The organism is Pseudomonas sp. GCEP-101, from assembly GCF_025133575.1.
GTDB lineage: Bacteria > Pseudomonadota > Gammaproteobacteria > Pseudomonadales > Pseudomonadaceae > Pseudomonas > Pseudomonas nitroreducens_B.
In genome coordinates this window covers 5,553,836-5,577,914 of record NZ_CP104011.1, presented here as the reverse complement: position 1 = coordinate 5,577,914, position 24,079 = coordinate 5,553,836, and the positions used below count along the sequence as shown (strand labels likewise).

Below are 24,079 nucleotides of genomic sequence, written 5' to 3'. Positions count from 1 at the left end.
TCTCCCCCGCGATGGCCTGGCTGTCGCGGGGGCTTCACTGTCACACAAGGTTGATTCGATGCCTCCAGCGGTCAGCTCGTCCCCGATGAACTCCCGTCGCGCCACCCCGACCCAGTCGCGTTCGCAGTCCCGGCTGGCCGCCAGGGTGCCGGCACTGCTGTTGTTCGCCTCGGGCGGGTCGGCGCTGGTGTTTCAGGTGTTGTGGGTCAAGCAACTGTCCCTGGTGGTGGGAGTGGAGGTGTACGCCGTCACCACCGCCATCAGTGCCTTCTTCGCCGGGCTGGCCTTGGGCGGCCTGGCCTTCGGCCGACTTGCGGACCGCCTGGGGCGGCCACTGCGGCTGTATGCCGGCCTTGAGTTCCTGGTGGCGCTGCTGGGCGTCGCCGCTACCGTTGCGCTGGCCCATGTCGCCAGCGCCTTCGCGTTCCTGGAAGAAGCGTTCGGCGCCCTGGCCTGGGTGCTTCCATTCGGGCTGGTTGGCGTGCCGGCGTTCTTCATGGGCGGCACGCTGCCGGTGCTGGTGCGCGCGCTGGAGCCCGCCGAAGGACAGATGGGTCGCGCCGGTGGGGGCCTGTATGCGGCCAACACGGCGGGCGCCATCGCCGGCACGCTGCTGGTTGCCTTCGTGTTGTTGCCCTGGTTGGGCGTGCTGGGCAGCGCCTGCGCCGCGGCTGTGTTCAACCTCTTCGCCGCCGCCGGGGCGCTGCTGATCCGCCAACAGGCGGCACGGTCCATCGTCCACGACGCACCTACAGCCAGCCCGCGCAGCCGTGCGGCACGCCTGGCCATCGCGTTGTATTGCCTTGCCGGTGGCGTGGCACTGGGGTACGAGGTGGTCTGGACGCAGTCCATCGTCCAGTTCATGAGCACCCGCACCTTCGCCTTCGCCGTGGTCCTCGCCACCTATCTCTGCGGCCTGGTGCTGGGGAGCGCCCTGTACGCCCGGCGCGCCGACCGCATCCGCGATCCCTGGGGGCTGTTCGGCCTGCTCATCGCCGCCGCCGGGCTCCTCGCCATCGCGCAGATCGCCGGTTTGGGCGACTGGTTGATCGGCCTGCAGACCCGCGCCGAATGGCTGGTCCTGCAGGCTGGCGGCAGTGACCTGGCGGGCATGTGCGCACGCTTCGCGGTCGCGGCGCTGTGCGTGGTGTTCCTGCCGACGACCCTGCTGGGCGCAGCGTTCCCCATCGCCCTGCGCCTGTCGGTGGACCACGACCACGTTGGCCGCGACGTCGGCGTCGTGGTGGCGCTCAACACCCTGGGCGGCATTGTCGGGGTCATGCTCACCGGCTTCGTGCTTATCCCCGGCCTGGGGCTGGTGCGTACGCTGGCCGTGCTCGGCACGCTGGCCGCGGTCATCGGCCTGCTGGCCGTCTGGCGCGGCGAGGGGGTGAGTCGGAAGCTGCGCATCGGCGTCGCCGCCGTGGCGGTGCTCGCCGTGGCCATCGGCGCTCTGACGCCGCCGCAGCACCTGGCCGAGCTGATGCCGGGCGCGCGCAACGGGCGGATCGGCTTCTATGCCGAAGGCCGGGGCGGCACGGTGGCGGTCATCGAGCAGGGCAGGGGCGACAATCGCTTCAACCGCCTGTATATCCAGGGCGTCTCCAATACCGGCGACGCGATGCCCTCGCTGCGCTACATGCGCCTGCAGGCGCTGCTGCCGTTGCTGATCCATAACGGCGAGCCGCGCTCCGCGCTGGTGATCGGCTTCGGCACAGGGATCACCGCCGGCTCCATGCTGCGCTACAACGCCCTGCAACACCCGGTGGTGGCCGAGTTGCTGCCCGAAGTGCTGGCCGCCGCGCCGAGCTTCAAGGGCAACTTCGACGCCATCCACGATCCGCGCCTGGACATCCGCCTGCGCGATGGCCGCCGCGAACTGCTGCGCAGCGCCGAGCGCTACGACATGATCACCCTGGAACCGCCGCCGCCTTCGGCCGCCGGGGTGGTCAACCTGTACTCCCGTGATTTCTACCAGCTCGCCGCCTCGCGGCTGGAGGAGGGCGGCGTGGTCGCCCAGTGGCTGCCATTGCCGACGCAGAACGATGAGGAAAGCCGTTCGCTGGTGCGAAGCTTCATCGACGTCTTCCCCTACGCCACGCTGTGGACCACGGAATTTCACGAGATGCTGCTGGTGGGCTCGCTACAGCCGCTGCGCCTGGATGTGACGACCATCCGCCAGCGCTTCGAACAACCGCAGGTCGCGGCTGCGTTGGGGGAGGTCGGGGTCGACTCAGTCGAAGCGCTGCTGGCCACCTGGGTCACCGACCGGGCGGGGCTGGAACGTTACGCAGGCGATGCGCTGCCGGTGACCGACGATCACCCGCGCATCGAGTACGCGCCCTGGGTCCGCCAAAGGGAAATCGCCCGCGTGCTGCCAACCCTGCTTGCCCTTCGCACGGCGCCTCCGCTGGAGAACGCGCTGCCGTCGGTCCAGGCCTCGGTCAACGACTACTGGCTGCGTCTGCGGCGCTTCTACGACCTCAGCCTGCATGCCTACCGCGGCGACCGCCAGGCCTGGGCCCGCGATGCCCGGCAGGTGGCGCTGGATGACGGTGACAATCCCTATTACCGCTGGTTCCTGGGCGCGCCTTGAGCGTCCGCAAATGGCTGATTCTGCCCCCTGTGAGAGGCAGCTGCCGCCCCGGAGCGGCCGTTCTGTCGCCTGCCCATAGCGCGAGCGGCGTCATTGCCTCACTGACTGGCAATCACGACCGCGGCGCGCCTTCTGCCCTTGCGCGCATTGATCAGGGGCACGCACTGCTGGTCGTCCCGGTAGATCACTTCGCATTCGTAACACTGGATGCACTCGCGGTAGTTGATGCGTCCGTCCGGCTCGATCGCGCCGATGCCGCAGCGGCGCGTGCAGAGCTGGCAGGGACTGCCGCACTCGGCGCGACGCGGCAGCCAGCGCAGCAGGTGAAAGTGGCCCAGCACCGCGAAGCAGGCACCCAGCGGGCACAGGTAGCGGCAGAAGAACTTGTGCACGAACAGCCCGGCGAGCAGAAGCGCCGACGCATAGAGCACGAACGGCCAGTCCCGCACGAAGCCGAGGGTGATCGCGGTCTTGAAGGGCTCCACCTCGGCGGCGCGCTCGGCCCCACTGATCGACCAGAAACTGGTCGCGACCAGCCCGGCCAGGATCAGGTATTTGAGGCCCTGGAGCCTGCGGTGCAGGCGGAACGGAATGCGCCGCTGGCGGATCTTCAACACGCGCGCCAGTTCTGCCGACAGTTCCTGCAGTACGCCGAACGGGCAGAGCCAACCACAGAAGTAGCCGCGCCCCCAGAGCACCAGCGTGAGCAGCACGTAGCACCAGAGGATGCAGATCACCGGGTCGAGCAGCAGCACCGATGCGCTGACGTCGCCCGCCATCACCTGCAGGATGGCGAAGACGTTGGTGATCGATAACTGCCCCTGGGTGATGTAGCCAATGAAGATCAGTGTGTAGAGCAGGTACCCCCAGCGGATCAGCCGGAAGCGGCGGGCGTTCTGCGTCACCCGGCGGTGCGCCAGGATGATGGTCGTCAGCAGCGCCAGGCCCAGCAGCAACACCGCGATGCGGCCGAGATTCTCCTGCCATATCTGCAGCCACAGGGGCGCCTTGGGCTCGTCATGGCTCGCCTCGATGCTGAACAGGCGCGCGGGCAGCCGGTACTCCTGGCCGAAGCGACGAATCTCGTCGGGTCGCAGATACCCTTGCGGGCGGGCCACCACCAGCGACAGGGTCCAGCCCGACGCCGGGTCGAGGCCGGCGCCGGCCTTCACGCGGAACAGCACGAACTCGTTGAAGCGGGGCATGCCGGCATGCGGCAGCGAGTCGAGCTCGTCCTGCTCCAGGGCGTTGAAGAAGTCCATGTCGCGCAGCTCGATCTGCACACCGCCCTGATCCAGCGCGAGTCGGTCCGAAGGCGTGCCGCGGGTGAAGTCATCGCCCAGCACGGAGTAGGGGCCCTGGTTCATCACCGCGATCACCTGATCGCCCGGCTCAAGGTTCTCCATCAGGCGCTGGTCGAGCCGATCGCCAAGCAGATAGCGGCCGATGGTCGGCACATTCAGGTAGGCGAACTGCAGGTTGGCGAAATACGCCCCGGCCTCGTATCGGTGCGGGATCGGGGTGTCGCCGGCATTGCCCTTGAAGGCCGCCTCCACGCTTGCTTCCGGGATTTGCACCGACCCCACCCAGTGCTGTTCGAGCAGTTGCTGCCAGTCCGTCGTTTCGAGCAGATCCTCGCGCACCCGCGCCGGCGGTTTGCGTCTGGCGATGATGCCGGTCTCCTGTGCCACCTGCAGGGCCGATTGGATGACCGTCTCGTTCAGCACCACCGCCGACACCGTGGCCTTGCTGATGCCATCGATATAGACGTTGCTGCCGCTATGCTTGTCGTGCACGGCGGCGCTGGTGAGTTTGATCGAGTGGCGCAGGTCCAGCCCCAGGTACTGGCGGGTGAATTCGTGCATCGGCCCGGTTCCCAGCCCGTGCAGGAAGATCGGTTCATGTTGTTCGAGCACCTGCACGCCGCGGAACCGACCCTCACGATCGATACCCACCAGCAACTGGAACGGGGCACCGGAGAAGCCGGGCAGCTGCACGTAGTCGCCGGACAGGAAGGCATAACCCACCAGCTCCGTGACCTGGTACACGGGCCACACGCGGGGATGTTCGAGCTGCGGCATGATGTCGGTCGCTTCCGGGAAGATCGACTGGATCAGCGCCGGGAGGTCCTGCTCCGCACCTTCGATGTCGCTGGCCCCGGCGAGGCCGGAGACCAGCACTATCCACACCAGCGCCAGCAATGACGTCCTGAGTGACTTGAACATTCGTCATGTCTCGGTTTGTCGTTCCGGATCGATCGATCCTGACACCAAGCCGAGACGCTGACCAAGGGTCGATAGTCGTGGTCGGACTGCTACTTTCGAGCGAGGCGTGGGCCACCAACAGTCGGCCAGTTTTGCTCGCCACCACGCGAGCAAAACTGGCCTAGAACAGGTGCCTGCCGAGGGGGGCCTCCATCCACATAGAGCGTCTGCCCGGTGATGAAGGCACTGCGCTCATCCAGCAGGAAGGCCACTGCCGGCGCCACCTGCTGCGGTTGCCCCAGCCTGCGTGGCCGATGCCGATCACACGGCCCGGTCGGGCGCCGATGCGTAGAGCACCAGCAGTGCGGCCAGGCCAAGGCTCAGGGCGATGCCCAGCAGCGCGGCGATAAAGCCGTGGGCGAGCGAGGCCGGGTTGAGGGCCGGCGCGGCGACGGCATAGAACAGGCCGCCGAGCAACGCCACACCAAGGGCGGCGCTGATCTGCAAAGCCGAGTTGACCAGGCCGGAAACCATGCCGGAGCTACCGGCTGGGGCGCGGTCGATCACGCTGCGGATCAGGGTGGGCAACGCCCAGCCCTGGCCAAACCCCAGCAGGCCGACGCCCAGGACCAGCGGCACCAGCGCAGGGCGCTCACCCGCCGAGGCGCCGCCCACCGCTGCGCTCAGGACCAGGCAGCCCAGCACCTCCAGCAGCATTCCCAGCGCCGGCACCCAGCGGCCGACACAGCGGATGGCCAGGGGAGTGGTCAGCGGGCCGATCAGAAAGCCCACGCCAAAGGGCACGAACATCAGGCCGGTGGCCACCGGTGTCGCGCCCAGAGCACCTTGCAGGTACACCGAAAAGGTCAGGAAGAACGCCGATACCACGTAGAAAAACAGCGCGCTGAGCAGGCCCGCCAGCACGCGCGGCGACCGCGCCAGCCGAGGGCTGAGCAGCGGTGTGCCGCCGCGCCGCTCAAGGGCCGCTTCATGACGCCAGAAGCCCACGGCGACCAGGGGCGCGCCCAGCAGCATCAGGCACAGCCACCACGGCCAGCCCAGTTCGCGGCCCTGTACCAGCGGCACCACCAGCAACCCCAGCGTCAGGGCGCAGAGCAGTACGCCGAGGCGATCCAGCGACGCCGGCGTCGCGCTGCGGGTGTCCGGCAAGAAGGGCATGCCAACGAGGAAAACGGCGGCCACGATGGGAAGATTGATCAGAAAGATCGCCCGCCACTGCAGCCCGAACAGGTCGGCCGCAATCAGCACGCCGCCCAGGACCTGGGCGAGCACGGCGGCAAAGCCCAGTGCCGCTCCATAGACCGCCAGCGCCCGTGAGCGCTCCTGCTCGGGAAACAGGGCATGGATGGATGCCAACCCCTGCGGCGCCATGGCGGCGGCGCTCAGCCCCTGCAGCACCCGCCCCACGATCAGCACCGCTGGCGAGGCCGCCAGCCCACAGATCAGCGACGCCATCCCGAAGCCTGCCATGCCCGCCAGAAACACCCGCCGCCGGCCGAACAGGTCGCCCAGGCGCCCACCCGTAATCAGAAACACCGCATAGGTGGCCGCATAGCCGGAGATCACCCACTCGATCTGCGCCGGCGTCGCCTGCAGCCCCTGGGCCATGGACGGCAGGGCGACATTGACGATGAAGAAATCCAGCGGCGGCAGGAACGCACCGGCCAGCAGGACGGCAAAAGCCAGCCAGCGTCGCGACGACGGGGCAGTGGCTGTGGCGGCGATGGAAAGGGTCATGGCAACACCTCCGGGAAACGACACGTGGCCGCCAGGTTCGAACAGCCCCTGGCCGGGTCAGAGCAACGCTACGTACACTATTGAACGGTGTGGAATTGGCCTGGCGACGCTGCCAGGCTGGACTGAGCGCAGTTTGAAAGCCGGAAGGCGTGGGCGGGACTGCCATCGCTGCACATTGCGCGTTCATTTTTGTAAGGGGGTGGCGGGGTGGATTGGGATGACTTGCGGTTTTTCCTGGCGATCGCCCGTGCCGGCTCCCTGGGCGCGGCGGCCAGGCAGCTGGGTGTCAGCCACCCCACCGTGGGCAGGCGATTGCAGGCGCTGGAGCAGGCCAGCGGCCAGGCATTTTTCCGGCGCACCAGCCAGGGCCTGGTGCCGACCGCGATGGGCGAGGGCATCCTCAACCTTGCCGAGGAAATGGAGAGCAGCGCCCTGGCCATTGCCCGGCGCATCGATGGCAGCGAGCAGCCCGAAGGCATCCTGCGCATCTCGTCCGCCGACTGGTTTGCCGGCTACGTGCTGGCGCCGGTGTTGAGCGAGCTGGTGCGCCGCTACCCGGCCGTGGTGCCCGAGGTGATGGCCGGGCAGCGCCTATCGGACCTCACCCGCCGCGAAGCGGATATCGCCTTTCGCATCGTGCCCTTCGACCAGCCGGACATCGTGCAGCGCCGGCTGATGATCATGCCCTACGGCCTGTACACCAGCGCCGCCGTGCCCTTCGAGCCGGGACGGGATGGCGCGGGCTGCAAGCTGATCCTGATGAATACCGCACAGGCCTACTACCCCGATGTGCTGTGGCTGCAGCGCATGCTGCCCGCCGCGCCCACGGTGTTCACCAGCAGCAGCCGCACCGTGCAGGCGCAGATGTGCGCGCGGGGTTTGGGGGTGGCGGTTCTGCCGCGTTCGCTGGGCGACCAGCTGCCGGCCCTGACCCGCATCGAACTGAGCGAAGCGCCGCCCTCGCGGGATATCTGGATGGGCTACCACCAGGACATGCGGCGCCTGGACCGCCTGCGCGCGCTGGCAGAACTGGCCGGCGACATGCTCGGCAGCGATTGAGCCGCGCCCCCGCGGCGATCCGCCGGGCGAGCCACATTCATCGCCCTTATCCCTGCCCACCGCGCCGTGAATAAGCCTCGGGCCTTGTTGACCTTGAAGCTAACTTTAACCTTAGGGTTCCGCACAGACACCGCCCCCTGATTCGGTGTGCAGACGCTGTTCCCCCACGCAGGGGGGCAGCCCACGACGCGGAGACCCTCGATATGAAACTCGCTTCACTTGCTCTTGCTTCCGGCCTTCTCCTGGGCGCAGCCGTTGTGCCGTCCTGGGCTTCCGAGCCCGCCGAGCCGACCACTGCCCAGGCCACCACGACCATCGCCGGGCAAGTGATTCCTGTCGTGGCGGGCGGGTTGTACGCCCGCTACCACTCCAATCCGCCGCTCTCGGTGATCGCCCAGGAAGCCCCGCAAATCGACCTGAGCTGGTTCAGGACGCTGACCAAAACCCGGGTCGACATGGGCTTCGAATCCTATTCGCCGAATTTCTACTACAACAACAGTCGGGTCACGGCGGTTTTCACGGCCGACCTGGACAGGCTCCGGGCGCTGATGCCGGCCAAGGTGCTGGAGCAGGTGCAACCGCTGCAGATCTGGCCGGGGCGCGGTGTGGTCGCGCTGACGGCCTACGCCTATCACTACTGCGACAACGACAGTTACAACGAGATCGCCCTGTCGATCGTCACCAACAAGCCGGGCGCCAGCAACCTGGGTCCCATCAGCCTGATCAGCCAGTCGATGAGCAAGGACCTGTGGGGGTACGTATTGAAACTGCCGGTGAACACCGAACTGGCCAGGGTGCGCGGCGTGGTGGGCTACAACCTGCCCAAGTGGCTGACCCCTATCGACTACCGTGAGACTGACACCTCGGTGGTCGTGAGCATCAGCGATAGCCAGACCGGCAAGGTCGACGTGACCCTGGAGACGGCAAAGCTCGACGACCTGTCCCAGGACGTGGAGCTGGTCACCAACAGCTTCACCAACCTCGACCACAAGGCCGAGCTCAGCTACGGCTACGCCGTTTCCCGGCAGTTGCGCCACGCCTCCACGACGCGCTCGGACGCCGTCAAGCTGACCTTGGGCGACGGCAGTCTGTCGACCTATATCCAGTCGCTGAAGCTGGGTTCGCTGCTGAAGTACGAGTACGTGCCGCAGTTCCAGAGTGCGCTGTATGCGCCGGCGCCGCTGCAAACGATGCTGGTGCGCGAGTGAGCGGGGCCGGCCCGGCCGAATGAGGAGAACGCATGCAGACCATCTTGGGCGCCACCGGCCAGATTGCGGTGGAACTGGCGCGGGAGCTGAACCGTGCCTACACGACCGACCTGCGCCTGGTGAGCCGCAACCCCCGCAAGGTCAACGATGCCGACGCCCTGGTGACGGCCGACCTGCTCGATGCCGGCCAGACCGCCAGGGCGGTGGAGGGCAGCCGCATCGTCTACTTCACGGCGGGCCTGCCGCCCGATACGCAGCTGTGGGAGGAGCAGTTCCCGACCATGCTGAGGAATGCCCTGGAGGCGACCCGGGCAGCGAAGGCCAGGTTCGTCTACTTCGACAATACCTACATGTACCCGCAGGATGATCGCCTGTTGACGGAGGCCACCGAGTTCGCCCCCGTTGGGCGCAAGGGCAGGGTGCGTGCGGCGATGGCATCGATGGTGCTGGAGGAGATGGCGCGGGGCGAGATCCCCGTGCTCATCGGTCGCGCGCCGGAATTCTACGGTCCCGGCAAGACGCAGAGCATTACCAACACCCTGGTCATCGACCGGATCAACGCCGGCCAGACGGCCCGCGTACCGGTGCGCGACGACACCCGCCGCACGCTCATCTGGACGCCGGATGCCAGCCGTGCGCTGGCGGCGCTGGGCAATGCGGCGGACGCCTTCGGGCAGACCTGGCACCTGCCCTGCGACGACGCTCGCCTGACCTACCGGGAGCTCGTCGCGCTGGCCTGCGAACAGGTCGGCCGTGAACCGTCCCATCAGGTGCTCGGCAAGTGGACGTTGGTGGCCTTGGGCCTCGTCTCCCGCCAGGTACGTGAACTTCGCGAGCTGCTGCCGCGCTATGCCCACGACAACCTGTTCGACTCGGGCAAGTTCAAGCAGCGCTTCCCGCAGTTCCAGGTGACCACCTATCGCCAAGGGCTCGAGCAGATGTTGGCCGAGTCCCGCCGCAATCACGTTTGAAAGGGAGGCCGCCATGCCCCGTCGTATTCTCCATGTCGTCTCCAACGTGGCTCACTTCGATAACCCCGCCGAGCCCACCGGGCTGTGGCTATCGGAGCTGTCGCACGCCTACGATCTTTTCGCTGCCCAGGGCTACGAGCAGCAGCTGGTCAGCCCCAAGGGCGGGGAAGTCCCGCTGGAGCCCCGCTCCCTGAAATGGCCGAACGCCGATGCATCGGCCAAGGGCTGGTTGGCCGACCCGGCCCGCATGGCGCTGCTCGCCAACACGGCTTCGCCGGAGGCGCTCCACGGCAAGGATTTCGATGCCATCTACTTCACCGGCGGCCATGCCGTGATGTACGACTACCCCGATGACGCGGGCCTGCAGCGACTCACCCGCGAGGTCTACGAGCACGGCGGCGTCGTCGCCTCCGTCTGCCACGGCTACTGCGGCCTCCTGAACACCCGCCTGTCTGACGGCGCGTTGCTCGTCGCAGGGCGACGCGTCACCGGCTTTACCTGGATGGAGGAGATCCTGGCCGGCGTGGCCAAGCAGGTGCCCTACAACGCCGAGGACGAAATGAAACGACGTGGCGCCCGGTTCGAAAAAGCGCTGGTGCCCTTCACGCCCAAGGCGGTGGTCGACGGGCGCCTGGTGACGGGGCAGAACCCCCAGTCCGCCAAGGTCACGGCCAAACGGGTCATTTCGGTTTTGAGCGCCTGACGCCAGCCGACGTGCTGGCCGTGGGGCCATGATTGAAGGTTCGGTTGCCGGTCAACCCGAGGTAACCGAACAGCGTGGCGTCCATGCCCCTTCGAAGGCGTGAACGCTGCCGTTGCCTTCGCGTGGCGCCTTCAGCGCAGCCGAATCCGCACGATGTTGACCGAGAGCAGCGGCAGGTCCGTGTTGCCCACGTAGCTCCTGATCCAGCGCTGGGTCCGCTCGACGTCCACGCACGCGCCGGCGGCGAACAGCTGGATCGAACCCTGCGAAATCCGGTACGGACCGCAGCGGGCGCAGACCACCCGCAGCAGGTGGCCGGCTGGAAAGCAGGTGGCCGGCGCTCTGCAGACGTAACACTCCATCACGCTTCTCCCACGGTTCGGTACGCCCGCTGGCGTCGCCTGCCAACGCGGGCAGAGCGCAGCCTGCCCACGTATCGCCGGCGACGCCGGATCAGCGAATCCCGGCATTGCGAAGGGCGGTCGGCGTGTAGTCGACGCTGCTCGCCTTCACGCCGAATTCCACCTGGGACTTTTCCTGGTTCGTCAGGCCTGACACCAGGTAGCGGCCATTGATGAGGTCGTAGATCGCTTCCACGCCCAGCCAGGGGATCTGCTTGTCGTACAGCGGCGTCATGAAGCTTTCGCCGACGCGCCAGAGGGTGCCACGGCCGTCGTAATGGTCGACGAGCACGGCCTGCCAGGTGTCCTCGTCGAGGAACAGCACGCGGCGTGCGTAGATGTGCCGCTCGCCGGCGCGCAGGGTGCCTTCCACTTGCCAGACGCGGTGCTTCTCGTAGCGCACCAGGTCCTGGTTGAGGTGGCCGGGCTTGATCAGGTCGTCGTAGCGGTGGGTGGTGGAGTCGAGCGCGAAGGTGTTGTACGGCACGTAGATTTCCTTCTTGCCCAGCAGCTTCCACTCGTAGCGGTCCGGCGCTCCGTTGAACATGTCCAGGTTGTCCGCCACGCGCAGGCCGTCCGAGGCCGGGTAGGGGCCGTCGTAGGCGATCTGCGGGGCGCGCCGCACGCGTCGCTGGCCGGCGTTGTAGATCCAGGCCATGCGCGGCTCGCGGACCTGGTCGAGGGTCTCGTGGACCAGCACCACATCGCCCGCCAGGCGCGCGGGCGCAGTGACCAGTTGCTTGAAGTAGAAGAGGACGTTGTTGTCCTTGTCCGGGCTGTAGTCGGTGAGCTGGTCGCGGTAGCTGAACTGCTGCTGGAAGTAGGTGGGCGTGTAGGTGCCGTTGGCGGTGGGCGTCGCCTGCACGTGCAGGCGCTGGGCGCTGCCGCCCCGGTAGCGGGTGATGTGGTTCCACAGGGCCTCGATGCCACTCTGCGGGATGGGGAAGGGGATCGCCGTCTGGAAGTCCTTCAGGCCGTTGCCGCCCTCCGCGAGGCTGGCGCGCCGCGCATTGCCGGCCACCGCCTGCAGCACGCTGGCGGGGTAGGTCGCCGAACGGTGCGTGGGGTAGACGGTGAGGTGGTAGTCCGGGTAGCGCTGGAGCATCGCCTGCTGGCCGGGGGTGAGGTTCGCCGCGTACTGCGCCCTGTTCTGTGCGGTGATGGTGAACAGCGGCTTGTCGGCGGCGAAGGGGTCGCTCAGGCGGCCGTCGGCGCCGCGGCTACCGGCGTTGGTGGGCAGGCCGCCGTCCCAGGCGGGGATGCTGCCGTCGGCGTTGCCGGCGCGTTCCGCGCCCAGGGGGGTGAGGCTGCTGCCCAGTTTCGCCGCTTCGGACTCCGGAACGGCGGCCTGCAGGCTGAAGGGCAGGGCGAGGAGCAGCAGGGATGCGCACGCAAGTTTCTGGTTCATGGGTTTTCTCCGCTTAGAACGACACGCCAAGGCTCAGGGCCACGAAGTCCCGGTCGGTGTTCACGTTGTAATCGCCACCGAAGAAGTTCGTGTAGGAAAGGCTCATGTTGTAGGTGTTGAGGTAGGTGCCATCGACGCCGACGCTGATCGCCCGCGCGCCCTGGTTGAACCCCGGCTCCGGGGCGTAGCCGTGGACGTCGTGGGACCAGGCCAGGTTGGGGCGCACGGTGGCGCCGTCGATGAGGTCGGCGTACTCCCAGATGGCGCGCGCCTGGTAACCCCAGGCGTTGCTGGTGACGAAGCCGGAATCGTTGCAGTACTGCGGCGTCGCGCTGTTGCCGGTACACAGGCTGTTGTCCGGGTACAGCGCCCCCTGGCCGAACACCGGGCTGCGGCCGTAGCGCAGTTCATCCTTCCCGCCCAGGCCGCCGACGTGGGTCAGGCCGACCTCGCCGATCAGGGTCAGGCGGTCGGCGCCCATCACCTGGTCGAAGAAGTGCGTGGCGGTGACCTGCGCCTGGGTCACCTCCTTGCGCCGATAGCCCTTGAGGATCGCGTCGTTGGCTGGGGCTGGCGCATCGCCGTACACCGGGGTGAGCGCGGGGATGCCCAGGGTGGCGGTGACCACGTCCACCGGGTTGATCTGTACCGGCATGTTCGGCCGGTAGCTGATCTCCCCGGCCAGGGTGGTGCCGGTGGGCAGGCTGGTGCTGAAGCTCAGGCCATAGAGCTGGATATCCTCGGGGTAGTCGGCGAAGTATTGCGCGCTGCCCAGGCGGTAGGCCTGGGTGAGCTGCTGGCCGGCGCTGCTGCCCATTACCGCGCCGCAGAGACCGTTGGGCAGGCCGAGGTTGCCGCACAGCTGCGGGGCGAAGCCGAGGTCGGCGATGTGCGGCCCGCCGCGTACGCTGAGGTAGGGTTGGCGGCTGTGGTAGTTGATGAAGTATCCGGCGAATTCGCTGTCCAGCTCCGGGGCGAACCAGCGCAGCGCCGTCCCCCACTGGCCGCCGTCGCGCGCCTCGCGGTCCTTGCCGCGGGGAATGACGATGCCCTCGTCGGTGAGGTTCACCCCCAGCGGCGCGAGCGCCTGCACGGCCAGCGCGTTCTGGTTGATCACCGGGCCCGCCGCCAGGCCGTTGCAGCCGTCGGCCATGACATCGGTGGTGGAGAAGAAGGTGCCGCAGTTGTCGATCACCGTCTTCTGCCACTGCAACTGGTAGAAGGCCTCGGCGGAGAGGTGATCGCTGAAGTTCTGCGAGACGTAGAACATGTTCACCGGGATCAGGCCTTCCTTGATCTCCGACCCTGGCCGGCGGAAGGCCGCGACGTCGATGGGGTTGATGGCATTGATGCCGCCCTGGATGAAGGTGCTCTCGCCCCAGCTCACCACCTGCTTGCCCAGGCGCACGGTGCCGGGCAGGTCGCCGATGCTGTAGTTGTGGTAGAGGAAGGCATCGAGGAACTCGGCGCCGGACGCCTTGGCGCCTTCCTCGCGGCCGTGGTCGTCGATGTTTCGGAAGTGCAGGTCGTCGTCCTTGAGCTTGAAGTCGTACCAGTACTTGCCGCGGACGAAGGCGCCGCTGTCGCCGTACTTCAGCTCCAGGTCGTGGATGCCCTTGAACACCTTGGAGAAGGTCTCGCCTTCGCGGAAGTTGCGCTTGCCGTCGTCGGAGCTTGCGCTGTGCAGCAGGCCGGCGTCGGCGTTGCGCATGGCCCAGCTGGCGCCGACCGACAGGCTGGAGTCGAACTGTCCCTCGATCTCGCCGAGGGAGAAAGTGAACGCCTGCGCGCCGGCGCCGTACAGGGCCAGAGCGATGGCGGCGGGTAACGCGAGAAGACGCAAGGCGGGTAATCTGCGGTTCATCTGACACGACCTCTTGTTGTTGTTCTGTCGTCTGCCGGCCCTTTTTCGGGCACAGCGGGTCCCCGCTGGCCCGCGTGGCGCAGGCCAGTTGCTGAAGGTGGTGGCGTGGAGGCGCTAGAGGCTCAGGTCGAGGGCATCCTCCCCGAGCGTGATCTCGCCCGAATACTCATCGGCCATGCCGCTGACGAACAGGCGCCGGGTGAGGACGTTGTCCGGGGCGGGAATCAGGTGGGTGAGCACCAGGTGACGCACGCCCGCTCGCTGGACCAGGCGCGCCAGTTCGAGCGTGTCGGCGTGGTAGTCGAGCACCCGCAGCGCCTGCTCGCCGCGAACTGGCTGGCCGGTGCGGGCGAGGGCGGCGGCGCCCTGGTGGATCAGCTGCGTATTGATCGCCTCGTGCACCACCAGGTCGGCGTCCTGCAGGGCATCGAGGTAGCGCTCGCTGACGCGGGTATCGCCGCTGATGAAGAGCTTCTTGCCCTGGTAGCGCAGCACATAGCCATAGGCCGGTTCCACGGGGCGATGGTCGACCCGGTAGGCGTCGATGGTGACCCCGGCCTGGTCGTAGACGCGCACCGATTCCGTGCCCTCGGCAATCTCCACCCGGCGAGGCTCGGCGAAGGCCAGCTGGCGCGGCGTCGTCGGCAGGGCGTGGGCGCTGCGGTAGGTGGCGTCCGCGGCATAGGCCATGGCCAGTCCCTCGACGACCTGCTCGACACCGGGTGGGCCGTAGACCAGGAAGGGAGTTTGCCGGCCATTGATCCAGCTGTGGTTGATCAGCGCGCCGAGGCCGTTGAAGTGGTCCGAATGCCAATGGGTGATGAACACCTGGGAAAGCGCCTCGACCGGCACATGGCTGCGCTCCAGGTTGCGCATGGCGTTCTCGCCGGCGTCGAAGAGGAACAGCCGGCCCCCGGCGGCGACCAGGGTGCAGGCCAGCCCACGGGTGGCATTCACCTGCGGCGAGCCGGTGCCGCAGAGAATCACGCGCAGGCCTGAGCCGGCCTGCAGCAGGGACCGGTCGGTCTGGTCGCGCACCATCGCATCCAGCGCGGCCTGCTGGATGCGTTCGCAGCCGGGCAGGGCGAGGACGAGCAGCAGGGCAAGGGCTCGTGGCAATCGGGTTCGCATGGCACTTCCTTCGTCTTATTGTTGTTTCGGGTGCGAGCGTTGTGCGTGTGGCGCCAGGGGTCAGCCGTGCCAGTCCACCGCGAAGCTGTAGCGTCCCAGTGCGCGGGCCAGCGCCTCGCGTCCGGCACCGGCACGCACCTGCGCCACCAGCCCGCGGCGAGCGTCCTGCACCACCTCCACGGCGACGCCGGGCAGGCCCTGGTTGTCCGCTTCCTGGTGGATCACGCGGGCGATTTCCCGCTGTTGCAGGGCCGGCTTGAAGATCTTGCCCACCGGCGTGACGGGCAGGGCGTCGAGGATCTCGATGCGCTTGGGCACCGCGGCTCGCTCGCTGATCCGCTGGTTGGCAAAGGCCAGCAGCTCGCTGCCCTCGGCGCGCTGGCCGGCGGCGAGCTGCACGTAGGCCACCGGTATCTCGCCGGCGTGCGGGTCCGGGCTGCCGACGGCCGCAACCAGCGCCACCGCCGGATGCGCCTGGAGCGCCTCCTCGATCTGTTTCGGGTCGATGTTGTGCCCGCCGCGGATGATCAGTTCCTTCTTGCGCCCGGTGAGCCAGAAGTAGCCGTCGGCGTCCTGTCGTCCCAGGTCGCCGGTGTTCAGCCAGCGCTGCCCGTCGATGTCGATCCACAGGCCCTTGTTGTGGTTCTCGTCCAGGTAGCCCAGGAACACGTTCGGGCCGTGGATGGCAATCACGCCGACTTCGTCGGCCTCGGCGTCACGCAGGTACGCGCCCTGGTCGTCGAGGATCACCGCGCGCATGCCCTGGTAGGCCAGGCGCAGGCCGATGGAGCCGATGGGGCGCTCGCCGGCGGGCGGGTTGCTCGACGACACGCAGGCGCCCTCGGTGAGCCCGTAGCCCTCCAGGATGCGCACGCCCACCCTGCGCTCGAACTCGCGGAACAGCTCCACCGGCATCGGTGCCGCACCGCACAACGCATACTGCAGGCTGGACAGGTCGTGGCCCGCCGTGGGCTGTTGCAGCAGGGCGGAATAGACCGTCGGCACGCCGGAGAAGAACTGGATTCCGAAGTGCTCGACCATGGCCCAGAAGTTCGCGATCACCCCGTCGCCGCGGTACCCCTGGGGCGTGCCGATGATCACCCGGTCGCCGTGGGTCCAGGGCATCAGGCCGGTGACCAGCTGGCCGTTGACGTGGAACAGCGGCAGGCCGCAGAAGATCACCTGCCCGGCCTCGCGCGGCTGCAGGTTGGCGGCCATGGCCCAGGCGTTGAAGACTTCCGAGCCGTGGCTGCGGCGGGCGATCTTCGGCAGGCCCGTGGTGCCGCCGGTGCAGAAGTAGGAGGAGGGTTCCTCGGCGCGAATCTGCCGGCCGCTCTTCAGCCGCTCGGCGCTTTCGCGGCGCATCAGCTGGCGCAGGTCGTGAAGTTGCAGGCGCTTGTGCCGGCTGCGCTCGCGCCGTGCCATCCAGCGCAGCGCGAGACCCGGCAGGGTGCCCACATAGGGCGCCATGCTCACCCAGACCACGTCGCGCACGCTGGGCAGGCCATCGAGCTGGCTGGCGAGCTTCGGCCACAGGTCGCTGCCCGGCGTCGGCGCCAGGGTCACCACGATGCGCGCGTTGGCGGCGCGCAGCAGGTCGGCGATCTGCGGTGCTTCCAGCAGCGGGTTGATCGCCAGCACGACGCCGGCCGCCTCGCCGCCCCAGATGACGAAGTGGGTTTCCGGCAGGTTCGGCAACAGGAAGGCGACCACGTCCCTGGCACCGAGGCCCAGGCTGTGGAAGGCGTTGGCGGCGCGGGTGATGTCGGCGAACAGCTCGGCGTAGGTCCAGTCGTGGGTGTGGCGGAAGTGCTTCGCCTCGAGGAAGAAGCTCAGCGCCGTCGAGCGGCCGTGTTCGCTGGCGCAGCGGCGCAGCGCCTCGTAGGTGCTGGCCGGCAGCCCGCGCTGCGCCAGCGGCACGCCCTCGAGCGCCTGGATGTCGGCGAGGTCCTTCACGGCCATCAGGCTTGCTCCACCACGCGGTTGCGCTGCACACCCAGGTCGATCACGCCGTCGGCGCTGCGGATGCTGGCTTCGACCACGTCGCCTGCCTTGAGGTATTGGCTGCGACCTTCCTGGGCCTTCATGAAGGCCTGCCACTTGACCCGTTCCGGCAGCAGCGCGGCGATGCGCTGCTTGGCCGGCGACGGAATCGACAGCGCACAGCCGGCCGGGGTGCCGGTGGCGATCAGGTCGCCGGCGGCGAAGTCCTGCACGCCGGAGAGTTCGCTCAGGGTCGCCGCCGGGCCGTGCACCAGGTTGGCGGTGCTGTCGTCCTGGCGCACCTGGCCGTTCACCGTCAGGCGCAGGCGCAGGTCCTTGAGGTAGTGCATGTCCGCCTGGCCCAGCAGGCACAGGTACGGCCCCACCGGGCCGAAGGTGCGGAAGCTCTTGCCCTTGTAGAACTGCATCTGCGGGATCTGGATATCCCGCGCGGAGTAGTCGTTGACGATGACCACGCCGGCGATGAACTCGTGCAGGTTGGCGTCGGTCACCGCGACCTTGCCGGTGATCTCGCGGCGCAGCACCAGGCCCAGTTCGATTTCGTAATCGAGGAAGCGCACCTGGCGCGGTTTGATCAGGTCGCTGTCGGCGGCCACGATGCAGCTCTGCGCCTTGGTGAAGATCATGTTGAAGTGCTTGGCGTCCGGGTCCATGCCCGACTCGATCATGTGCTGCCGATAGTTGGCGCCCTGGCAGACGAACTGCTGGTCGCGGGTGATCGGCGAGAGCAGCGTCACCTCGTCGAGGGCCAGTTCGCCGCCCTGCAGCTTGGCAAGTTCCTCGACGCGGGCCTGGCGGATCAGCTCGCCGGTGCTGGCGAAGCGGCCCGGAATGAGGCTGATGCGCCCCTGGCGGAGTACGCCCCAGTGGCGTTCGTTCTGGTGTTCGAAGTGGACTACGTGGACGGGCATGGAAGCGACTCCTGGTACAGCGGTTGGCCGCGTGGGCGCGGCGATTGTCGTTATCGGGCGAGCGGCGCCTGGGCGGGCCAGCAGCGCCCCGGCCATGAGCAGGGCGGCGCGGGCGAGCAGACGGCGGCGGTGCACGCTGGCGGCCCTAGCCGAACATCCGCGCCAGCGTGACCAGCTTGCGCAGCGTGAGGTCGGGGCTGTGGCGCAGGTTGTGCAGCAAGGCGCGCAGGTTGCGCAGGTTCATCGGCGGCTTGGTGAAGCTCCTGGGCATGCGCTGGCCCCACTGCGCCATGGCGTCGGGGCTGACCGCGTGCAGCCCGGTGGGGCGCTCGGCGGTGAACAGGTCGCCATCGCAGTAGTGCTCGTGCTTGTCGCCCCAGGGGTCCTGCCAGTAATCGAAGATCTGGCTGCCGAGGATGTGCCGGCCCATGCCCCAGGCATGCCTCCAGCCGCGTTCGCGCAGCACCCGCTGGCCCATGCCCACGGCGTCGGCATCGACCACCTCGTAGGCGCTGTGGCTGTACGCGGCCATGAAGCCCTGGGCGAGGGCGAGGGTGTGGTGGTCGGCCGGCGTGTCGCCCAGGTCCAGGCGCAGGAAGGCCACGGCCGGGGAGCCGTCCGGCAGCACCTGCACGTCGCTGGGGATGAAGCCGAAATGCTCGGTGTACCAGGCGCAGGTGGCCTGGTAGTCCGCCACTTCCAGCACCACGTGGCCGAGCTTGATGATGTCCGGCGGCGCCACCGGCGGGCGTTGGGTAGCGTTGATGCGCAGCGCCTCGTCGACCTGGTTCAGCGGCAACGCCGGGCGGTGCACCAGCGCGCTGGCCGGCTGCTGGCCATGGATCGCCTCGACGACGAAGCCGGAAGGGTCGCGCAGGGTCACGCTCTCGCCGCCTCCTGGCGACTCCAGAGCCCGGATCGGCGAGGCGCCCGGCAGGCCTGCCAGGCGTTGCAGGTCCTCGCGGCTTTCCACCGCCAGGCCCAGGCCGACGAAGCGCGCCTGCGCCGCCTGCTGCACCCGATAGCAGTAGGGCGCCGGGCCGGTGCCGCGCAGGTACAGGCAGTCGGCATCGCGGCGCGCGAGCGTCAGGCCGAAGTCGCCGAGAAAGCGTTTGGCCTGCTCCAGGTCCGGGCGCTCGAAGATCAGGTGGGCCAGCGCGCGAGCCCTGACCGTCGGCCGCGGATGGCGCGCCGGTTGCGGCGTCGCCAGGGCAGTGGTGCGAGGGGCGGAGGTGGGCTGACGGCTCATGTTTGTTGTTCTCCGTGGCTTTCGTCAGGCAAGGCTTCGCCATCGCCCCTGAGAAGGAGCGTTGGCAGGTTCGGTTGGATCAGTCCGCTGGCGGCAGCATCGGTAGCTCGCCGGTGGACAGGCTGCGCGCTTCCTCCGGCGCCACGCCGAGGCCGCGCAGGATCAGTTCCGCTGCGTCGCTGCCGGCCTGGCGCCAGGTCCGGTGGCCCTCCAGGACCAGGAACATGGAGCTGAGCACGGTGCCGGCGATCATCGAGATCACCGACGGCAGCTGCTCCTGGCGGAAGCTGTAGCGGCCGTTGGCGAGCCCGCTGAGCAGGTCGGCGGTGGGCGGGCCGAACCACATGCCGCGCAGCGAATCCTCGCTCATCGAGAAGCGGCTGATGAAGGCGCCCCAGTGCGGTTCCTCATGGGCCCGGCGGATGAAGAAGCGGATGCCGTTGGCCAGGCGCAGGGCGGGATCGGCGGTTTCGCCGAAGCTCTTCACCACGCGCTGGTGCATTTCCACCGAGAGGTGGCTGGCCACGTGCTGGAAGAGGTCATCGATGGACTGCAGGTTGTTGTAGACGGTGCCCCGGGCCACGCCGGCTTCCTGTGCGAGGTCGCTGATGTTCACCTGGCTGGCGCCCTTCTCGGCGAACAGGCGCAGGGCGGCCTGGTGGATGCGGCGTTGTACGGGGTTGAGGGTTTCCATGAAGAGATGGCTCCAGGGTCAAGCGTGGGGTGATTGAACACGTGCGTTCAAAATAAGTCAACAGGGTGCATGCGAGGTCAATTTGCCTGCCTTTTTCCCGGTTCTCCCCGTTCTACGGGCCTTTCCAGCCCGCGCGCGCTGTCCGGGAAAGGCTCTGCGCGGCGGGTTTGGCCCAGCCGATAGATTAAAAATTGATCTCCAGTTGACCGAATTGAACACTAGTGTTCAAAATGATTCGGCAATGTCTTCCACTGGAGCAAGCAATGCAACCGTCCACCACAACAAGAACGACAACCTGTGACGTGATCATCGTCGGCCTCGGTCCCACCGGGGCGGTGCTGGCCAACCTGCTGGGCCGCTATGGCTGGTCGGTGGTCGGCCTGGAGCGCGACGAGGACCTTTACTACGCCCCGCGTGCCGTGCATTTCGATGACGAAATCATGCGCATCTTCCAGTTCGCCGGCCTGGCCGACGACATCGGCCGCACCAGCGAGTCGTTCACCGACATGGAGATCATCCTGCGCCCCGGACGCAAGCCGGTGACACGCTCGCGCATCGGCAGCCAGGATCGCCGCTACGGCCATCCCGGCGCCTGGTGGTTCCACCAGCCGACCCTGGAGCGGCACTTCCACGACGGTCTCAAGCGCTATCCCAACGTCACCCCGGTGTATGGCTGCCGCGTCACCGGCGTCGAGCAGGACGCCGAAGGCGTGCGCGCCACGGCCGTGCAGCGCGATGGCAGCGAGCGGGTGTTCCAGGCGCGCTACCTGATCGGCTGCGATGGCGGCAAGAGCTTCGTCCGCCGCGAAGCCGGGCTGCGCCTGGAGTCGGCGGACTTCGACGAGGCCTGGGTGGTGGTGGATACCAAGACCCGTTCCGGGCAGAAGGACGCCTTGCTGCCAGCCAACCATTCCCAGGTGTGCAACCCGGCCCAGCCGGTCACCTACGTGCCGATGGCCGGCCCGTACTACGAGTGGCAGTTCATGGTCACCGGCGGCAAATCCGAGCGCGAGGCCACCGACCCTGCGCTGGTGCGCGAACAGCTGCGCGACTTCGTCGATCTCGACAAGATCGAGATCACCCGCATCGCCTACTACAAGTTCCACGGCCTGTGGGCCAACGACTGGCGCAATGGCCGGATCATCCTGGCCGGCGACTCGGCGCACCAGATGCCGCCATTCCTCGGCCAGGGCATGTGCTCGGGCGTCCGTGACGCCCACAGCCTGTGCTGGCGCCTGGACCTGGTGCTGCGCGGGACGGCGCGGCCGGCGCTGTTCGACGATTACGTGGCCGAGCGTTCGGCCCATGTGCGCGAGATCATCAACGGCGCCATGTTCCTGGGCAACGTCATCCAGACCCGCCATCGTGGCGTGGCCTTCCTGCGCGACTGGCTGCTGTTCCGCATCGCCGGGCTGGTGCCGTTCGCCAACAAGGCGTTCACCGACAAGGCCAATCGCAAGAAGCCGCTGGCCGCCGGTTTCTGCGGTTGGGGGCACCGGCTGTCCGGTCACCTGGCGCTGCAGCCGAAGGTGACGCGAGGCGAGGAGGGCGAGCGGGTGCTGCTCGACGAAGCCCTGGGCCACGGCTTTGCCGTGCTGGCCCGGCGCGGTCGCCTGGCCAGCCACGGCGCTGTGCTGGAGCGACTGGCGCAGCAGGTGGACCTGCGCGTGCTGGAGTTCGCCGAGGACCCGGACGGCCCGGTACTGGGCGACCCCACCGGCGCGTTGCAGGACTGGTTCGATGGCGCCGGCATGGACTTCGTGCTGATCCGCCCTGACCGCTACGTTTTCGATGCAGGCCGCGCCGACCAGTTCGATCGCGTCGCCGCGCGCTTCCTCGCCGGCCTGTCGCTGGTGCACCACAGCAACCAACTTCAAGGAGTGGCGGCATGATCGACGTCCCTGTACTCATCAGTGGCGCCGGCCCGGTCGGCCTGACCCTGGCGCTGGCGTTGAGCCGCCTGGGCGTGCGTTCGGTGCTGCTGAACGACCGCAAGGAGACCACCCGCCATCCCAAGCTGGACGTGGTGAACTGCCGCTCGATGGAGATCTTCCGCCAGCTCGGCCTGGCCGAGCGCATCCGTGCCGCGGGCAACCCGCTCACGGCCAACCAGTATTCCGCCATGGCGGCCTCGGCCAGCGGTCCGTTCTACACGGTCATGGCCGACCGGCACCTGATCTACCAGCCGGTGCAGCAGGCACAAGCAATCATCCGCGCCTGCCGCGATGGCAGCCTGCCGCTGGAGTCGATGCAGCGCATCGCGCAGATGCACCTGGAACCGGTGCTGATGGCCGAGGTGGAGGCCGACCCCAACATCGAGCTGCGCATGGGCTGGCGCCTGTACGGCTTCGAACAGGGCTCCACCGGCGTGGTGGCCATGGCCCATGAGGTGGATAACGGCGAGGCGCAGCAGTTCTTCGCCCAGTACCTGATCGGCTGCGACGGCCCCAACAGCCGCGTGCGTAATTTCCTCAACATCGATTACGACGGCACCCGCGACCTGGTCGGTGAACTCTTCATCATCCACCTGCGGTCGGACGAGATCGCCGGGCTGTTCCCCGGCAACCAGCCGTACTGGCACACCTGGCTGACCCGTCCGGGCTTCGCCGGGCTGCTGGTTTCGCCCGATGCCAGCCGCAACGACTATGTGCTGCACCGGCCCTTCGCACCGCGTCCGGGCGAGTCGCTGGAAAGCGTGATCGACGCGGCGCTGGGGGTGAAGCTCAACTACCAGATCGTCCAGTCCGGGCCATGGCGTCCGCAGTTCCTGGTGGCTCGCTCATTCGGCCGGCAGCGCGTGTTCATCGCCGGCGATGCCACGCACCAGTTCATGCCCACCGGCGGCCTGGGCATGAATACCGGCGTCGCCGAAGCGCACAACCTGGCCTGGAAGCTCGCCGCCTGCCTGGCCGGCTGGGGCGGGCCGAAACTGCTGGAGAGCTACGAGGCCGAGCGCCTGCCCGTCGCCCGGCGCAACCGTGACCACGTGAAGAAGTGCGCGGCGGCGACTTTCGAGGCGCAGATGCACAGCACCGATGCGTTGCTCCTCGACGGGCCGGCGGGCGAATCGGCGCGCCGGGCCATCGGTGCGGAGTTCGAGCGCAAGGTCTCGCGGTTGTACGAATCCCTGGGCATCGAGATCGGCTATCGCTACCACGGCTCGCCGGTGATCGAAGCCGACCACGCGAGCGAGCCCGCCTACGATGAGATTCGCTACACGCCCACCACCTGGTCCGGTGCGCGCCTGCCCAGTGCGTTTCGTGACGACGGCACGGCGGTGTTCGACCAGTTGCCGATGGATCGCTTCACCCTCCTGGCGTTCAACGCCGACGCCGACGATTACGCGCCGCTGCAGGCGGCCGCCGACGAATGCCGCGTGCCGCTGGCGGTGCTGCCGCTGCACGAGCGCCACCTGGCCGCGCTGTACGAGCGGCGTTTCGTCCTGGTGCGCCCGGACCAGCATGTGTGCTGGCGCGGCGACAGCCTGCCGATGGATTGCCATTCGCTGTTCAACCGCCTGCGTGGAGCCCGCTGACATGAGCGCCTTCTTCGATTCCCTGAAACTGCGGCTGCTGATGCTGGCCTCGATCCCCCTGCTGCGCCGTGCCGAGCGCCGTTCGGCGCGCTTCAAGGAACTGCTGCACGAGGAATCCTTCGTGCTGCAGGTACTCTCCGCCGACGGCGTCGGCGGCTACTACCAGCTGCGCGGCGGCGTGCTCAGCCTGCATCGCGGCGTGCATCGGCGGCCGGACTTCACCCAGCACTGGCGCAGCAGCGGCGATGCCTTGCGGGTCATGCTCAGTCGCGACGAAACGGACATGCTGCGCGCCGTCGAGGCCGGCCAGTGCCGGCTGCAGGGCCGTTTCGCGGTGGCCCTGTGGTTCAACGAAGCCATGAAGATCGCGCGGACCGCCTAGG

At 68.0% G+C, this 24,079-nt stretch carries 18 protein-coding genes and 1 pseudogene; 8 read left to right on the top strand and 11 right to left on the bottom strand.

The window, feature by feature from the left end:
• The first annotated feature begins 85 nt into the window (after positions 1-85).
• Positions 86-2,596 carry a fused MFS/spermidine synthase gene (locus tag N0B71_RS25120; protein ID WP_259755639.1) on the top strand — a complete coding sequence of 837 codons (2,511 nt, stop codon included), beginning with the start codon at positions 86-88 and terminating at the stop codon, positions 2,594-2,596.
• Positions 2,597-2,694: 98 nt separating this feature from the next.
• On the opposite strand, the gene N0B71_RS25115 is transcribed toward N0B71_RS25120, so the two are convergent.
• From N0B71_RS25115 to N0B71_RS25105, 3 genes and pseudogenes are all read right to left on the bottom strand, one after another.
• The gene (locus N0B71_RS25115) at positions 2,695-4,821 is read right to left on the bottom strand and encodes a NosR/NirI family protein (RefSeq protein ID WP_259755637.1); all 2,127 of its coding nucleotides are present in this window, start codon (positions 4,819-4,821) and stop codon (positions 2,695-2,697) included.
• A 185-nt stretch (positions 4,822-5,006) separates the two neighbouring features.
• A pseudogene (locus N0B71_RS25110) lies at positions 5,007-5,105 on the bottom strand (SDR family oxidoreductase); the annotation flags it as partial.
• Between the two features lie 16 nt (positions 5,106-5,121).
• On the bottom strand, positions 5,122-6,558 hold the full coding sequence (locus N0B71_RS25105; RefSeq protein ID WP_259755636.1) for an MFS transporter: 1,437 nt from the start codon (positions 6,556-6,558) through the stop codon (positions 5,122-5,124).
• Between the two features lie 207 nt (positions 6,559-6,765).
• Between N0B71_RS25105 and N0B71_RS25100 the strand changes: the two genes are divergently transcribed.
• The 4 genes from N0B71_RS25100 to N0B71_RS25085 all read left to right on the top strand — a co-directional run bounded on the left by N0B71_RS25100 (position 6,766) and on the right by N0B71_RS25085 (position 10,499).
• Entirely contained in the window at positions 6,766-7,617 is an 852-nt protein-coding gene (locus N0B71_RS25100) for a LysR family transcriptional regulator (RefSeq protein WP_259755635.1), read from the top strand.
• Positions 7,618-7,820: 203 nt separating this feature from the next.
• Positions 7,821-8,825 (top strand): acetoacetate decarboxylase (ADC), encoded by a 1,005-nt coding sequence (locus N0B71_RS25095; RefSeq protein ID WP_259755634.1) that lies wholly within the window; start codon positions 7,821-7,823, stop codon positions 8,823-8,825.
• 32 nt (positions 8,826-8,857) lie between these two features.
• Entirely contained in the window at positions 8,858-9,796 is a 939-nt protein-coding gene (locus tag N0B71_RS25090; RefSeq protein WP_259755633.1) for an NAD-dependent epimerase/dehydratase family protein, read from the top strand.
• Between the two features lie 13 nt (positions 9,797-9,809).
• The gene (locus tag N0B71_RS25085; protein WP_259755632.1) at positions 9,810-10,499 is read left to right on the top strand and encodes a type 1 glutamine amidotransferase domain-containing protein; all 690 of its coding nucleotides are present in this window, start codon (positions 9,810-9,812) and stop codon (positions 10,497-10,499) included.
• A 131-nt stretch (positions 10,500-10,630) separates the two neighbouring features.
• Here the strand turns inward: N0B71_RS25085 and N0B71_RS25080 are convergent, their stop codons facing one another.
• The 8 genes from N0B71_RS25080 to N0B71_RS25045 all read right to left on the bottom strand — a co-directional run bounded on the left by N0B71_RS25080 (position 10,631) and on the right by N0B71_RS25045 (position 20,161).
• Positions 10,631-10,861, bottom strand: a complete 231-nt coding sequence (locus N0B71_RS25080; RefSeq protein WP_259755630.1) for a hypothetical protein — start codon at positions 10,859-10,861, stop codon at positions 10,631-10,633.
• Between the two features lie 91 nt (positions 10,862-10,952).
• Positions 10,953-12,308, bottom strand: coding sequence for a DUF1329 domain-containing protein (locus N0B71_RS25075; RefSeq protein ID WP_259755628.1), 1,356 nt, complete (start codon positions 12,306-12,308; stop codon positions 10,953-10,955).
• 13 nt (positions 12,309-12,321) lie between these two features.
• The gene (locus tag N0B71_RS25070; RefSeq protein WP_259755627.1) at positions 12,322-14,172 is read right to left on the bottom strand and encodes a DUF1302 domain-containing protein; all 1,851 of its coding nucleotides are present in this window, start codon (positions 14,170-14,172) and stop codon (positions 12,322-12,324) included.
• A gap of 114 nt (positions 14,173-14,286) precedes the next feature.
• On the bottom strand, positions 14,287-15,303 hold the full coding sequence (locus tag N0B71_RS25065; protein WP_259755625.1) for an MBL fold metallo-hydrolase: 1,017 nt from the start codon (positions 15,301-15,303) through the stop codon (positions 14,287-14,289).
• Between the two features lie 60 nt (positions 15,304-15,363).
• Entirely contained in the window at positions 15,364-17,265 is a 1,902-nt protein-coding gene (locus N0B71_RS25060) for an acyl-CoA synthetase (RefSeq protein WP_259755624.1), read from the bottom strand.
• Positions 17,265-18,218: a fumarylacetoacetate hydrolase family protein gene (locus N0B71_RS25055; protein ID WP_259755622.1), complete on the bottom strand. Its 954-nt coding sequence runs from the start codon at positions 18,216-18,218 to the stop codon at positions 17,265-17,267. The genes N0B71_RS25060 and N0B71_RS25055 overlap by 1 nt, the downstream gene beginning before the upstream one ends.
• Positions 18,219-18,363: 145 nt before the next feature.
• Positions 18,364-19,467, bottom strand: coding sequence for a VOC family protein (locus tag N0B71_RS25050; protein WP_259755621.1), 1,104 nt, complete (start codon positions 19,465-19,467; stop codon positions 18,364-18,366).
• A 79-nt stretch (positions 19,468-19,546) separates the two neighbouring features.
• Positions 19,547-20,161 carry a TetR/AcrR family transcriptional regulator gene (locus tag N0B71_RS25045; protein WP_259755620.1) on the bottom strand — a complete coding sequence of 205 codons (615 nt, stop codon included), beginning with the start codon at positions 20,159-20,161 and terminating at the stop codon, positions 19,547-19,549.
• 263 nt (positions 20,162-20,424) lie between these two features.
• Here N0B71_RS25045 and N0B71_RS25040 point away from each other — a divergent pair, with 263 nt between their 5' ends.
• Genes N0B71_RS25040 through N0B71_RS25030 form a run of 3 tightly spaced genes read left to right on the top strand, consistent with a single transcriptional unit; the run spans position 20,425 to position 24,078 of the window.
• Positions 20,425-22,053: a bifunctional 3-(3-hydroxy-phenyl)propionate/3-hydroxycinnamic acid hydroxylase gene (locus N0B71_RS25040; protein ID WP_259755618.1), complete on the top strand. Its 1,629-nt coding sequence runs from the start codon at positions 20,425-20,427 to the stop codon at positions 22,051-22,053.
• Positions 22,050-23,696, top strand: a complete 1,647-nt coding sequence (locus N0B71_RS25035) for an FAD-dependent monooxygenase (protein ID WP_259755615.1) — start codon at positions 22,050-22,052, stop codon at positions 23,694-23,696. The genes N0B71_RS25040 and N0B71_RS25035 overlap by 4 nt, the downstream gene beginning before the upstream one ends.
• A 1-nt stretch (position 23,697) precedes the next feature.
• Positions 23,698-24,078 (top strand): hypothetical protein, encoded by a 381-nt coding sequence (locus N0B71_RS25030; protein WP_259755614.1) that lies wholly within the window; start codon positions 23,698-23,700, stop codon positions 24,076-24,078.
• Position 24,079 lies beyond the last annotated feature (1 nt).

Coding starts and splice junctions, on each gene's coding strand:
- N0B71_RS25050 (WP_259755621.1), bottom strand. CDS start 19,467: ATGAGCCGTCAGCCCACCTCCGCCCCTCGCACCACTGCCCTGGCGACG.
- N0B71_RS25085 (WP_259755632.1), top strand. CDS start 9,810: ATGCCCCGTCGTATTCTCCATGTCGTCTCCAACGTGGCTCACTTCGAT.
- N0B71_RS25070 (WP_259755627.1), bottom strand. CDS start 14,172: ATGAACCGCAGATTACCCGCCTTGCGTCTTCTCGCGTTACCCGCCGCC.
- N0B71_RS25105 (WP_259755636.1), bottom strand. CDS start 6,558: ATGACCCTTTCCATCGCCGCCACAGCCACTGCCCCGTCGTCGCGACGC.
- N0B71_RS25060 (WP_259755624.1), bottom strand. CDS start 17,265: ATGGCCGTGAAGGACCTCGCCGACATCCAGGCGCTCGAGGGCGTGCCG.
- N0B71_RS25045 (WP_259755620.1), bottom strand. CDS start 20,161: ATGGAAACCCTCAACCCCGTACAACGCCGCATCCACCAGGCCGCCCTG.
- N0B71_RS25030 (WP_259755614.1), top strand. CDS start 23,698: ATGAGCGCCTTCTTCGATTCCCTGAAACTGCGGCTGCTGATGCTGGCC.
- N0B71_RS25115 (WP_259755637.1), bottom strand. CDS start 4,821: ATGTTCAAGTCACTCAGGACGTCATTGCTGGCGCTGGTGTGGATAGTG.
- N0B71_RS25075 (WP_259755628.1), bottom strand. CDS start 12,308: ATGAACCAGAAACTTGCGTGCGCATCCCTGCTGCTCCTCGCCCTGCCC.
- N0B71_RS25055 (WP_259755622.1), bottom strand. CDS start 18,218: ATGCCCGTCCACGTAGTCCACTTCGAACACCAGAACGAACGCCACTGG.
- N0B71_RS25080 (WP_259755630.1), bottom strand. CDS start 10,861: ATGGAGTGTTACGTCTGCAGAGCGCCGGCCACCTGCTTTCCAGCCGGC.
- N0B71_RS25095 (WP_259755634.1), top strand. CDS start 7,821: ATGAAACTCGCTTCACTTGCTCTTGCTTCCGGCCTTCTCCTGGGCGCA.
- N0B71_RS25120 (WP_259755639.1), top strand. CDS start 86: ATGAACTCCCGTCGCGCCACCCCGACCCAGTCGCGTTCGCAGTCCCGG.
- N0B71_RS25065 (WP_259755625.1), bottom strand. CDS start 15,303: ATGCGAACCCGATTGCCACGAGCCCTTGCCCTGCTGCTCGTCCTCGCC.
- N0B71_RS25035 (WP_259755615.1), top strand. CDS start 22,050: ATGATCGACGTCCCTGTACTCATCAGTGGCGCCGGCCCGGTCGGCCTG.
- N0B71_RS25090 (WP_259755633.1), top strand. CDS start 8,858: ATGCAGACCATCTTGGGCGCCACCGGCCAGATTGCGGTGGAACTGGCG.
- N0B71_RS25040 (WP_259755618.1), top strand. CDS start 20,425: ATGCAACCGTCCACCACAACAAGAACGACAACCTGTGACGTGATCATC.